The sequence below is a fragment of the Streptomyces sp. UNOC14_S4 genome (assembly GCF_020740835.1).
Lineage (GTDB): Bacteria > Actinomycetota > Actinomycetes > Streptomycetales > Streptomycetaceae > Streptomyces.
In genome coordinates this window covers 1-11910 of the sequence record NZ_JAINFC010000210.1, presented here as the reverse complement: position 1 = coordinate 11910, position 11910 = coordinate 1, and the positions used below count along the sequence as shown (strand labels likewise).

The 11910-nt window shown below is 73.4% G+C and carries 12 protein-coding genes and 1 pseudogene; 7 read left to right on the top strand and 6 right to left on the bottom strand.

Annotated features, from left to right (window positions below; translation table 11 throughout):
* From K6I34_RS19705 to K6I34_RS19685, 5 genes are all read left to right on the top strand, one after another.
* Positions 1 to 403: TraR/DksA C4-type zinc finger protein (locus tag K6I34_RS19705; RefSeq protein WP_229327620.1), on the top strand; the 403-nt coding region annotated here is incomplete at its 5' end.
* Between the two features lie 74 nt (positions 404 to 477).
* Positions 478 to 1080, top strand: a complete 603-nt coding sequence (lspA, locus tag K6I34_RS19700; protein WP_374230975.1) for a signal peptidase II — start codon at positions 478 to 480, stop codon at positions 1078 to 1080.
* A 69-nt stretch (positions 1081 to 1149) separates the two neighbouring features.
* Complete coding sequence (locus K6I34_RS19695; protein ID WP_229327619.1) at positions 1150 to 2091, top strand: RluA family pseudouridine synthase; 942 nt, start codon at positions 1150 to 1152, stop codon at positions 2089 to 2091.
* Positions 2088 to 2576, top strand: coding sequence for a GNAT family N-acetyltransferase (locus tag K6I34_RS19690; protein WP_374230974.1), 489 nt, complete (start codon positions 2088 to 2090; stop codon positions 2574 to 2576). Before K6I34_RS19695 ends, K6I34_RS19690 begins: the two co-directional genes overlap by 4 nt.
* 449 nt (positions 2577 to 3025) lie before the next feature.
* Positions 3026 to 4618, top strand: a complete 1593-nt coding sequence (locus tag K6I34_RS19685; protein WP_229327618.1) for a Na+/H+ antiporter — start codon at positions 3026 to 3028, stop codon at positions 4616 to 4618.
* Between the two features lie 3 nt (positions 4619 to 4621).
* On the opposite strand, the gene K6I34_RS19680 is transcribed toward K6I34_RS19685, so the two are convergent.
* Entirely contained in the window at positions 4622 to 5674 is a 1053-nt protein-coding gene (locus tag K6I34_RS19680; RefSeq protein WP_229327622.1) for a mechanosensitive ion channel family protein, read from the bottom strand.
* A gap of 125 nt (positions 5675 to 5799) precedes the next feature.
* Here K6I34_RS19680 and K6I34_RS19675 point away from each other — a divergent pair, with 125 nt between their 5' ends.
* The gene (locus K6I34_RS19675; protein WP_229327617.1) at positions 5800 to 6387 is read left to right on the top strand and encodes a dienelactone hydrolase family protein; all 588 of its coding nucleotides are present in this window, start codon (positions 5800 to 5802) and stop codon (positions 6385 to 6387) included.
* A gap of 133 nt (positions 6388 to 6520) precedes the next feature.
* Here K6I34_RS19675 and K6I34_RS19670 read toward each other — a convergent pair whose 3' ends face one another.
* Positions 6521 to 8185: an alkaline phosphatase gene (locus tag K6I34_RS19670; RefSeq protein WP_229327616.1), complete on the bottom strand. Its 1665-nt coding sequence runs from the start codon at positions 8183 to 8185 to the stop codon at positions 6521 to 6523.
* A gap of 71 nt (positions 8186 to 8256) precedes the next feature.
* On the opposite strand from K6I34_RS19670, the gene K6I34_RS19665 reads away from it, so the two are divergent.
* Positions 8257 to 8427 carry a hypothetical protein gene (locus K6I34_RS19665; protein WP_229327615.1) on the top strand — a complete coding sequence of 57 codons (171 nt, stop codon included), beginning with the start codon at positions 8257 to 8259 and terminating at the stop codon, positions 8425 to 8427.
* A gap of 150 nt (positions 8428 to 8577) precedes the next feature.
* Here the strand turns inward: K6I34_RS19665 and K6I34_RS19660 are convergent, their stop codons facing one another.
* The 4 genes and pseudogenes from K6I34_RS19660 to K6I34_RS19645 all read right to left on the bottom strand — a co-directional run.
* On the bottom strand, positions 8578 to 9234 hold the full coding sequence (locus K6I34_RS19660; protein ID WP_374230973.1) for a hypothetical protein: 657 nt from the start codon (positions 9232 to 9234) through the stop codon (positions 8578 to 8580).
* Complete coding sequence (locus tag K6I34_RS19655; RefSeq protein WP_229327614.1) at positions 9231 to 10067, bottom strand: ABC transporter permease; 837 nt, start codon at positions 10065 to 10067, stop codon at positions 9231 to 9233. Before K6I34_RS19655 ends, K6I34_RS19660 begins: the two co-directional genes overlap by 4 nt.
* Before the next feature lie 58 nt (positions 10068 to 10125).
* Positions 10126 to 11133, bottom strand: coding sequence for an ABC transporter ATP-binding protein (locus K6I34_RS19650; RefSeq protein WP_229327613.1), 1008 nt, complete (start codon positions 11131 to 11133; stop codon positions 10126 to 10128).
* Positions 11134 to 11392: 259 nt separating this feature from the next.
* Positions 11393 to 11910, bottom strand: a pseudogene (locus K6I34_RS19645) (NYN domain-containing protein); the annotation flags it as partial.

Below are 11910 nucleotides of genomic sequence, written 5' to 3'. Positions count from 1 at the left end.
GGCCGGTACGGGCCTGCTGGCCGTGCGGCCCGGTGAGGAGCCGTGGTCGGTGGCGGAGATCGCCGAGGCCCGGGCCGAGCTGGAGAGCGAGGTGCTGCTGCTGCGCGCCGAGATCTCCGCCTCCGGGGAGGCGATCAGCGGGCTGATGCGCGACTCCGGCGACGGTGCCGGTGACGATCAGGCGGACACCGGCAGCAAGAACATCACCCGGGAGCACGAGCTGGCCCTCGCCGCGAACGCCCGCGAGATGCTCGTCCAGGCGGAGCGGGCCCTGGAACGGTTGGAGGCCGGGACGTACGGGCTCTGCGAGAACTGCGGCAAACCCATCGGCAAGGCCCGCATGCAGGCATTCCCCCGGGCCACACTGTGTGTCGAGTGCAAGCAGCGGCAAGAACGCCGCTGAACCGCCCCCGCGCGCGTGCCGTACCCTCGTCCTCAAGCACGCAGGAGCGCGGTACGAGACGTCGAAGGACTCACGTGACAGAGGCGGAACAGACCACCGGCACGCCCGGAAACGGTGCGGAAGCCGACCTGCCGGGCGGCACCAAGGGCGGACGGCGCATCGCCGTGCTCCTCGGCGTGGCCGCGTTCGCCTACGTCCTCGACCTGGTCAGCAAGCTCCTCGTGGTGGCCTACCTGGAGCACCACGACCCGATCGAGGTGATCGGCACCTGGCTCCAGCTGGAGGTCCAGCGCAACCGCGGCGCCGCCTTCAGCATCGGCGAGGCCATGACGATCGTCTTCACGTTCATCGCGGCCGTCGTGATCGTGGTCATCGCCCGGATCGCCCGCAAGCTCTACAGCCTGCCCTGGGCGATCGCGCTCGGGCTGCTGCTCGGCGGCGCGCTGGGCAACCTCACCGACCGGATCTTCCGCTCGCCGGGGAACCTCCAGGGCGGCGTGGTGGACTTCATCGCGCCCGCGAACTTCGCGGTCTTCAACCTCGCGGACTCCGCGATCGTCTGCGGCGGCTTCCTGATCGTGATCCTCTCCTTCCGCGGTCTCGACCCGGACGGCACCGTCCACGACGACCGGCGGACGGGCGAGGACGACGGGACGCCCGCCTCCGACAAGCGGTAACCGGCCGGTACGGGCCCCTCGCGGACGCTGCCGTACGGGCCTGTCGGAGCCGTCCGTCATACTCGACGGGTGAGCACCATTCCGGAGATCCGCGCCCTGCCCGTACCCGATGGCCTCGAAGGCGAGCGTGTCGACGCTGCCATCGCCCGTATGTTCGGCTTCTCCCGCACCAAGGCGGCGGAGCTGGCGGCGGCGGGCAAGGTCCAGCTCGACGGCGCCGCGGCCGGGAAGTCCGACCGGGTGACCGGCGGTGCCTGGCTGGAGGTCGAGATGCCCGCGGCCCCCGCGCCCGTGCAGATCGTCGCCGAGCCCGTCGAGGGCATGGAGATCGTCCACGACGACGAGGACATCGTCGTGATCGTCAAGCCGGTCGGCGTGGCCGCGCACCCCAGCCCCGGCTGGACCGGCCCCACCGTGATCGGCGGCCTGGCCGCCGCGGGCTACCGCATCTCCACCTCGGGCGCCGCCGAGCGCCAGGGCATCGTGCACCGCCTGGACGTCGGCACCTCCGGCCTCATGGTCGTCGCCAAGTCCGAGCGCGCCTACACCCTGCTCAAGCAGCAGTTCCGCGAGCGCGTCGTCGACAAGCGCTACCACACGCTCGTCCAGGGCCACCCCGACCCGATGAGCGGCACCATCGACGCCCCGATCGGCCGGCACCCCAACCACGACTACAAGTGGGCGGTCACCGCCGAGGGCAAGCCGTCCGTGACGCACTACGACCTGATCGAGGCGTTCCGGGCCGCCAGCCTGCTCGACGTCAAGCTGGAGACCGGCCGTACGCACCAGATCCGCGTGCACATGTCCGCGCACCGGCACCCCTGCGTCGGTGACCTGACCTATGGCGCCGACCCCACGCTCGCCAAGCGGCTGAAGCTCACCCGCCAGTGGCTGCACGCCGTCCGCCTCGGCTTCGAGCACCCCTCGGACGGCCGCTGGGTGGAGTTCGAGAGCGAGTACCCCGAGGACCTGCGCAACGCTCTGGAGACCGTCCGCGCGGAGAGCTCGTGACCCCTGCCGTGCCCGCGCCCGTGCCCGTCCGCCGTGTCGGCCTCGACGAGCTGGACGGCTGCCACGCCGTGCGCCGCGAGGTCTTCGTGGCGGAGCAGGGCGTCCCCGAGGCCGAGGAGATGGACGCGTACGACGCGGACGCCGTCCACTTCCTGGCCGCGGGACCGGACGGCCCCGTGGGCACGGTCCGCTTTCTCCACGGCCCGGCCGCCCGGAAGAAGTACGGCCACGCGGGTGTCACCGACGATCGCGTGGCCGTCCTCGGGCGGCTCGCCGTCGGCCGCGCCGCGCGCGGCACCGGCCTGGGCGTCCGCCTCGTGCGCGCCGTGGAGGAGGAGGCCCGGCGGCTGGGCCTGACCAGGGTCTACCTGGAGGCCCAGACACACGCCCTCGGCTTCTACGAGCGGCTGGGCTACGCGGCGTACGGGCCGGAGTTCGAGGAAGGCAGCGGGATCCCGCACCGGGCGATGACGAAGGCGCTCTGAGAGCGCCGTCCACCGGGGTGGGGTGCGGTTCGTTTTCGGCTGCGCCCACCGGGGGTGCGTCTTGCGCTCGGCGCGCGGCCTGCGGGTCCGGTGGGGGCGGGTCGCGCAGTTCCCCGCGCCCCTGAGGGGGCTTCGCCCCTGGCCCGTTGCGACTGGTCGCGCCCACGCGGCGGAGCCGCACATGCAGCACAGCCCCGCGCCCCTGAGGGGCTTCGCCCCTGACGGGGTCCAGGGGCGGAGCCCCGGAAGGGGGTCTGGGGGCGTAGCCCCCAGAAATAGTTTCCGCTCACAGCAACAACCCCACCAAGCCCGTCCGGCGTTTGAGGACGCGGCCGCAGGCCGCTCCCGCCGCAGGCGGCAACGGTGGGGCACCCCCCTCGGGCCGCCCGGCGGAGCCCATGGCAGGGTGGGTTTGGTCGAAATGTGGTCAAACCGCCCGGAGGGCATCCGTGGATCAGCTCGCCCTGCTGTTCGTGCTGCTCATCGGCGCGGTCGTCATGGTGCCCTTCGCGGACCGGCTCGGGCTGCCGTCGCCGGTGCTGATGACGCTGGTCGGGATCGTCCTCGCGCTGCTGCCGTTCGTGCCCGACGTGGAGGTGCCGCCCGAGTTCATCCTCCCGCTGGTGCTGCCGCCGCTGCTCTACGCCTCGGTGCAGCGCACCTCCTGGCGGCAGTTCACGGCCAATCTGCGGCCGATCTTCCTGCTCGCCGTCGCGCTCGTCTTCGTGACCACGGCCGCCGTCGCCGTGGTGGCCAACGCCGTCGTCCCGGGCGTCTCCCTGGCCGCCGCCGTCGCGCTCGGCGCCCTCGTGGCCCCGCCCGACCCCGTCGCCGCCACCGCAGTCGCGGGCTCCCTCGGACTGCCGCGCCGGCTGGTGTCGATCCTGGAGGGCGAGGGCCTCTTCAACGACGTCACCGCGATCGTGCTGTACCACGTGGCCATCGCCGCGGCCGTCAGCGGCAGCTTCTCGGTGCGGGGCGCGGTCGCCGACCTGGTGCTCTCCGCCGTGGTGGCCGTGGCGGTCGGCCTGGCGCTCGGCTGGCTGGCCAAGCACCTCATGGACCGGCTCGGCGACGCCACGCTCCAGATCGGGCTCACGCTGCTCGTGCCCTTCGTCTCGTACGTCCTCGCCGAGGAGTTCAAGGGCTCCGGGGTGCTCGCCGTGCTCACCTCCGCGCTCTTCCTCGCCGAGTACGCCATGGACGCCGACGACGTCCTCGGGCGGCTCGCGGGCCACACCTTCTGGGAGATCGTCGACACCCTCGTCACGGGCGTGGCCTTCGGCCTCATCGGCCTCGAACTCCACCATGTCTTCGGCGTCGCCTCGGGCCGCTGGGGCCAGATGCTCGCCGCCGGTGGCGCCGTCGTCGGGGTCGTCGTCGGTGTACGGCTGCTGTGGCTGCTGCCCGCCGCCTGGCTCGCGAAACGACTGCACAGCCGCCGGGACATCGACGAGGACATCCCGCTGAGCTGGCGCGAGACCGTGATCATGTGGTGGTCCGGGATGCGCGGGGTGGCCTCCGTGGCCCTGGCCCTCGCCATCCCGCTCACCACGGACGACGGCTCGCCCTTCCCCGGCCGCGACGAGATCGTCTTCGTCGCCTTCGCCGTCATCATGGCCACCCTCGTCTTCCAGGGCCTCACCCTTCCCGCGCTGGTCAGGAAGCTGGGCGTGCAGTCCGACACCGACGCGGAACGGGAGTTCGCGCGCCGGCTCGCCATCCGCGCCGCCAAGGCCGCCAAGCTCAGGCTCCTGGAGATCGAGCAGGCCGAGGAGCTCGCCGACGACCTCCTCGAACAGCTCAAGCGGCGCGCCTACGACGTGGGCGCCCGCATCAGCCCCGACATGCTCGACGAGGAACGGCGCGAGGCCCACGCCAAGCGCGTCGAACGCATCCGCACCGTCCAGCGCATCCAGGGCGAGATGCTCTCCGCCGCCCGCCGCGAGGTGCTCGCCGCCCGCAGCGAGCCCGGCGCCGACCCCGAGATCGTCGACCGGGTGCTGCGCCACCTGGACGTCCGCAGCCTGCGCGGCGGCTGAGGCTCAAACGGCGGGGGCCTCCGGCGCGTCGGGCGCGGGCGCGGTGTTCAGCCGCGGCAGCGCGTACGGGTGCTCGCGCCGCAGCCACCCGATCAGCCGCTCGCGCACCATGCAGCGCAGCGCCCACAGGTCGTCGGCGTCCTTCGCGGTCACCAGCGCCCGTACCTGGATCGTGGTCGGGGTGGTGTCCGTGATCACCAGGCTCCAGTTCCGCTCGTCCCACTCCAGGGACGCCTTGAGCACCTGGTGCAGATGCTCGCGCATGAGCTCCAGGGGTGCCGAGTGGTCCAGATGGAGGAAGACCGTGCCCGTCATCCGCGGGCTGCTGCGCGACCAGTTCTCGAACGGCCTGCTGGTGAAGTACGAGACCGGCATGGTGATGCGCCGCTCGTCCCAGGTGGCCACCACCAGATAGGTGAGGGTGATCTCCTCGACCTTGCCCCACTCGCCGGCCACCACGACCGTGTCCCCGATGCGCACCACGTCCCCGAACGCGATCTGGAGCCCCGCGAAGAGGTTCTGCAGCGTCGACTGGGCCGCCACACCGGCCACGATGCCGATCAGACCCGCCGAGGCCAGCATCGACGCCCCGACGGTCCGCATGTCCGGGAACGTCAGCAGCATCGCGGCCGCCGCCACCACGCAGATGGCCGCGCCGACGATCCGCTGGATCAGCGTCACCTGCGTCCGCACCCGGCGCACCCGGGCCGGGTCGGGCGCCGCGGCGGCGTACCGCGCGTACATCGCCTCCACCACGGCGACGGCCACCCGCACCCCCAGCCACGCGCACGCCCCGATCAGCACCAGCGTCAGCGCCTGCCCCACCACCCGCTCGTTCCACGGCGCGAGCTCCGCCGAGGGGAGGCCGCCGCGCAGCAGCGCCGTGACCAGCACCAGCCGGAACGGCCTGCGGCCACGGCGCAGCAGACCCCACAGCGGGGTCTCCGGTCTCCGGGCGTCGACGCGGCGCAGTGCCTTGTCCGCGATCCAGCCGACGATCAGGGTGATGACGAGCGCGCCGCCGACGAGGGACAGCGGGCGCAGTATGCCCTCCATGTCCATGGACACCTCGGTTCCTTCCGGCCTGCCGTGGCTCACCGGTGGACGCTTCCCTCCGACCGTAACTGGCACGATGGGGGAACGCGATCCACCTTTTATTCACCTTCGAGGAAGTGACTCCAGTGGCGTCCCCTACCACGATCGTCCTGTTCCATTCGGCCTACGGCCTGCGCCCCGCGGTGCACACGGCCGCCGACCGGCTGCGTGCCGCCGGGTACGAGGTGCACACCCCCGACCTCTTCGACGGGCGGACGGCGGACACCGTCGAGGAGGGCATGGCGATCAAGGACGAGATCGGCACGGACGAACTGCTCAAGCGCGCCGTCCTGGCCGTGGCCCCGCTGTCGGAGCGCGGCCTGGTCTACGCGGGCTTCTCGCTCGGCGGCTCGATCGCGCAGAACCTGGCCCTCGCCGACGAGAAGGCACGCGGCCTGCTGCTCCTGCACGGCACGTCCGACCTCGCCGAGGACGCGTCCGTGGACGAGCTGCCGGTGCAGCTGCATGTGGCGGACCCGGACCCGTTCGAGCCGCACGACTGGCTGAACGCGTGGTACCTGCGGATGCGGCGCGCGGGGGCGGAGGTGGAGGTGCACCGGTACGCGGGGGCGGGGCATTTGTTCACGGACGCGGACCTGTCGGACTACGACGGGGAGGCGGCGGAGACGGCGTGGCGGACGGTGCTTTCCTTCTTGGAGGAAGTGGCGGGCTGACGGCCGTTGTCGGCCGCGCCCCGTTTGCGCCTGCCGGGGTGCCTCTTGCGCTGCGCGCGCGGCTGCGGCTCCGGTGGGGGCTGGGCGCGCAGTTCCCCGCGCCCCTGATGGGGCGCGGCGCCTGACGTGACGGTCACCGGACCGGGGACTTCACCCGTTCGATGCGCTGAGTTCCCGACAGGGTGCGGTAGGAGCGCGCCCAGGAGGACGTCGCTTTGGGGTCCCGCTTGTCCGACAGGACGTAGTAGTCCATCTGCGTCCGCTCCGCCGTGACGTCGAGGACGCCGTAGCCGTGCGAGTCCATGTCCACCCACTTCACGTGCCGGTTGGCGGTCTTGACCGCCGCCACCGCGGCGAGCGACACCGTGTGCGGCGCGACGTGCAGCGTCTCGTCGAAGTTGTCGGCGGTCACCGAGGTGACCACGAACTCGGTGGCGACGGGCGAGGAGAGGGGATACGTCGCGGCCGTCTTCGGCACGTCGTTGGCCCACGCCATGTGGATGTCGCCGGTCAGGAAGACCGTGTTGCGGACGCCGTGGTCGGACAGGTGGGCCAGCAGCTCGCGCCGGTCGTCCGTGTAGCCGTCCCACTGGTCGGTGTTGACGGCCAGGCCGCCCGTGGGCAGCCCCAGCAGCTTCGCGAGCGGCTCCAGCAGGTGCGAGGGCAGGGCTCCGAAGGCGACCGGGGCCATCATCACGGGGTTGCCGATGAGCCGCCACGTGGTGTCGGAGGACGCCAGCCCCGCCTTGAGCCAGTCGAGCTGGGCGCGCCCGGTGATGGTGCGCTCCGGGTCGTCCACCTTGCCGCTGCCCTTGCGCACCTGCTGCGAGCGGAAGGACCGCAGGTCCAGCAGGTGCAGGTCGGCGAGCTTGCCGAAGCGCAGCCGCCGGTAGGTGGTGCCCTCGACCGAGGGCCGGACGGGCATCCACTCGAAGTACGCGCGCTTCGCCGCGGCCATCCGCTCCGACCAGTCGCCCTCCGCGCCCGGTGTGTGGTTCCCGGCGCCGCCCGACCAGGCGTCGTCCGCGAACTCGTGGTCGTCCCAGATCGCCACGACGGGGTGCGCGTGGTGCAGGGCCTGGAGGTCGGCGTCCGTCTTGTAGTGGCCGTGCCGGGTGCGGTAGTCGGCGAGCGTGACGATCTCGTGCGTCGGCTTGTGCGGCCGGACGACATACTTCGCGGCCGGGTACTCGCCCGACTTGTACTCGTAGATGTAGTCGCCGAGGTGCAGCACCGCGTCCAGGTCGCGGCGGGCGGCGAGGTGGCGGTACGCGGAGAAGTGGCCCGACTCCCAGTTGGCGCAGGACACCACGCCGAAGCGCAGGCCGGGGGCGGCGACGTCGTGACCGGGGGCCGTTCGCGTACGGGCCGTGGGGGAGCGCACGCCGTCCGCGGCGAAGCGGAACCAGTACGCGGTGGCCGCCCGTAGGCCGCGTACGTCGGCCTTGACGGTGTGGTCGCTCGTGGCCGTCGCCGTGACGGTGCCGCGGGCGACGACCTTGCCGAACGACTCGTCCTCGGCGACCTCCCAGCCGACCTCGACGTCCGGCCCGGTCCCCGAGCCGGGGACGGCGTCCGGGGTGGGGGTCACCCGCGTCCACAGCAGGATGCCGTCGGGGAGCGGGTCGCCGGAGGCGACACCGTGCAGGAAGGCGGGCCGCGGGCCGCCGTTGTCCGTGCCGGGGCCCGCGGCGTGCGCGGCGGGGCCCGTGGCGAAGGGGAGCAGGGCGGCGGTGGCTGCGACGGCCGTGACGGCGGTGCGGCGCGATATCTGGGATATCCGGTCGTTTTCGGTCACGGGCCATCACCTTACCTCCGGGTAGGAGGCGGGTCGGACGAAAGCTGACGCTTCGTCCGATTGCGGCTCCCTTGCCGGGGGCTCTGGACCGCGGCGCCGCGCTCGGCTATCACCGTGGGGTGGGGCTGTTCCTGGCCGCCCCGCGTCTTCTGGTCGAGGGAGGGCTCATGTCGAAGCGCACCCGCAAGCGCCGCTGGCGCCTCAAGAAGAACCGGGCCAACCACGGTCGGCACCCGGCCTGACGCCTATGGTGTGTTGCCCCGGCCCGGCCTTTGCCACTTCCCGGGGCGGGGCGGCGCCTACTGGGGTGCCTCTTGCGCCGGCGCGCGACTGCGGGTCGGCTGTGGCTGGTCGCGCAGTTCCCCGCGCCCCTTACGGGGCGCACCCGCCGGTCAAGCCTCCGGCAAAGGCCAGTGCGGGGTCGGTTCCGGGTCGCGGGGGCCGAAGGCCGCCGTGAGGCAGAGGTGGACCACCATCGCCGCCAGCGGCCACGCCAGCAGGACGCCCTTCGCCGCGACCTTCAGGGGCGCGTCGAAGACGACCCCCTTGCCCGCCGCCTTCGCGGACGCGACGACGTCCTGGCTCGGGCCGAGCCAGACGCCCAGGCGCCAGCCGACGACCGAGGCCAGCAGGGAGCCGAGTGCCAGGGCGGCCACCAGCGGCATGCCGCCGCGGCGGCGGAAGAGGAAGACCGCCGCCGCGGTCACCACGCCGAAGCCCAGTCCCAGCAGCGCGAACGTGCCGTCCGCGCCGATCGCCTGCTCGCCCTCGGAGTTCTTCAGGTAGACGGCCCGGCCGTCCGAGACCAGCGGCACGCGCGGGGCGAGCCACACCCACATCAGCGCCAGCAGCACCCCGGTGAGGGTCACGGCCACCCCGATGAGCACGGCCTCCAGCAACTCGGTGCGCAGTGCGGGCTCCCGCCCGTCGGTGGTCCCGTCGGCGGGGACCGGGTCGTGCTGCGGCGGCGTCTGTGGTGCGGTCACCCTGCCATCGTGCCAGGTGGACGCGGGGTCCTGGGTGGCAGGAGGCTCGTCGTGGCGCGTCATCGTACGGCCGCCCTGCGGTACGCCCACGTCGCGGCGGCCAGCGACACCACGCCCACGGCCGCGCACACGCCCAGGTCCGCGGCGACGGCGGCCCAGTCGGGCCGTGCGTCGAAGGTCCGGGCCATGGCCTCCACGCCGTACGTGGACGGCAGCAGGTCCCGCGCCCAGAGCACGAGGGTGGGCATATGGGTGGTCGGCAGGACGCCCAGCAGCAGGGCCGCGGACATGCCCAACTGCCCGCACAGCGTCGCCAGCTCCTGCCGCGGCGCGAGCAGCCCCAGCGCCGCGCCGAGCCCGGCCAGCGCCGCCCCGGCCAGCGGGACCACCGCGGCGATGATCCACAGGTGCCCCAGGGGCAGCTTGAACAACAGGCTTCCCACCACGGCGGTGACGGCCGTCCCGGGCACCGTGAACGAGGCGTACGCGGCGGCCGCCCCCAGCACCACCGCGGCGGGCGGCACCGGCAGTGTCGCGTAGTGGTCGAGCCCGCCGCTCGCGCGCAGCTGCCCGAAGTACTGGGCGAGCAGGTTCAGCGCGACGAACGCGACGACCAGCACGCTCGACCCGGCGACCACGAACCGCGCGTCGTCGCCGCCGTCGACCACCCCGCGCATCATGATCATGATGCCGACGGACTGGAACGTCGCCACGAACAGCAGCGGGATCCGGGCCACCCGGGCCCGCGACAGCTGCGCCCGGTAGACCGCGGCCAGCGACGGCAGCAGCCGCGCCCTCGGCGCGAGCGGCGCGGCGCCCTGCCCTTCGGGCCGCGGACGGCTCCGCCCTCCGGCCCGGGTCCGTCCGGGTGCCGCTTCTGCGGATACAGCACTCACGCCGCGTTGCTCCTCTTCGGTACGGACCGGCGTCCGGCCGCACGGCTGGTACGCGTGCTCACGCCTTCACCAGCCCTGCCGTACGGCCGCCGAGCGCCAGGTAGACGTCCTCCAGGCTCGGCGTGGCAAGGGTGAAGTCGTCCAGCGCGGCGAAGGCGGGCCCGCCGGTCACGGCGGCGACCGCCGCGCGTGCCTCGGCGGGGGCGAGCCGCAGCGACCAGCGGCGGCCCGTGGCGGTGGCCGCGTCGCGCAGCGCGGCGACCTCGGGGACGTGCAACGGGGGCTCGTTGCGCCACACCAGCTCCACGCGCACCTCGTCCCCGACGAGTTCCTTGAGCCCGGCGGGCGTGTCGCAGGCGATGATCCGGCCCTGCTCCAGCACCGCGACGCGGTCGAGGACGGTCTCCGCCTCGATCACGTTGTGGGTGACGAGCAGGACGGTCGCGCCGTGCTCGGCGCGGCGGCGGTCCACGGCGGCCCACACGGCCCGCCGGGCCACGGGGTCCATGCCGGTGGTGGGCTCGTCGAGGACGAGCACGGGGCGCTCGCCGACCAGCACCGCCGCGAAGCAGGCCAGTCTGCGCTGCCCGCCGGAGAGCTTCCGCAGCGGCCGCCCGGCGATCGGCCCGAGGCCGAGCTCCTCGATGACGGCGTCGCGTTCGGCACGGGCCTCGCGCAGCCCGAGGCCGCGCAGCCTGCCCGTGGTCTCGGCCGCGAGCGCGACCGTCAGTTCGTCCAGCGCCGTCGACTCCTGGCCGAGATAGCCGATGAGCCGGGCGGCGCGGTCGGGGTGGCGCACCAGGTCGTGACCGAGGAGCTCGACGCTGCCCTCGTCGGGGCGGAGCAGTCCGGTCAGCTGGCGTACGAGGGTGGACTTGCCGGCGCCGTTCGGCCCGAGCAGCCCGAAGATCTCACCGCGCAGGATGTCGAGGTCGATGCCGTCGCTCGCCCGTACGGCGGCCGTGCCGGGCGCCCCGCGGCGGCCCCGCGCGGCGGGGTAGGTCTTCACCAGGCCGCGCACGGTGCACACCGCCTCGCTTGCCGCCTGCTGCACACCCGTCCTCACGAGCTATGAGGGTACGCGGCCCGCCGCGCCCGCTCGCGCTTGGGGCGCCACTGTGCGGTGCGAGCCGTTTTGTCTTGGGGCGCCTACTGGGGTGCCTCTTGCGCTCGACGCGCGGCTTGCGGCCCCGTGGGGGCTTGTCGCGCAGTTCCCCGCGCCCCTGGAAGCCGCCTACGAGCTCGGTGCGCTGTGCTCGTCCGGCGGCTGCGGGCCGTGTGTGGTTGCTCGCGCAGTTCCCCGCGCCCCTTGCGGGGCGCGTGTGTCAGTCGCCTGCCGGGGCGTGTTCCGCTGCCGTTCGGGCGTCGATTTCGCGCCAGAAGCCGGCGCGGATCGCGTAGCGGTCGTGTTCGTCGATCTGGTCGTCCTTGTGCGCGAGGAGTCCGAACCGGGCCGCGTAGCGCAGCAGCTCGCCGTCGATGCGGTGCGGGATGCGCGGGTACTCCGTCGAGAGCTGTGCCAGGTGCGCGGCGTCCGTGAGCCGCTCGGCCCAGCGGCGGGCGAAGACCTGGCCCACCTCGAAGGGGTCGCCGCCGACCGTGGTGATGTCCTCCTCGCGGTCGGCCCAGCGCTGCTCGGCGCTGGTGAGCTGGGCGAGCATCGGCAGCGCGGCGGTCTCGGGCGGTTCGCCGACCCCGGCGCTCCGCTCGACCCAGCCCTTGTCGGAGGACCAGCGCAGGGTGGCGCCCGCGAGGCCGCCGGAGGTGCCCTGGCCCGCGCCGGGGACGGGCTGCCCGGGCCGGTCCGTGGCTCGGTCCTGTCCGGCGAGGCCCCGGGTGAGGT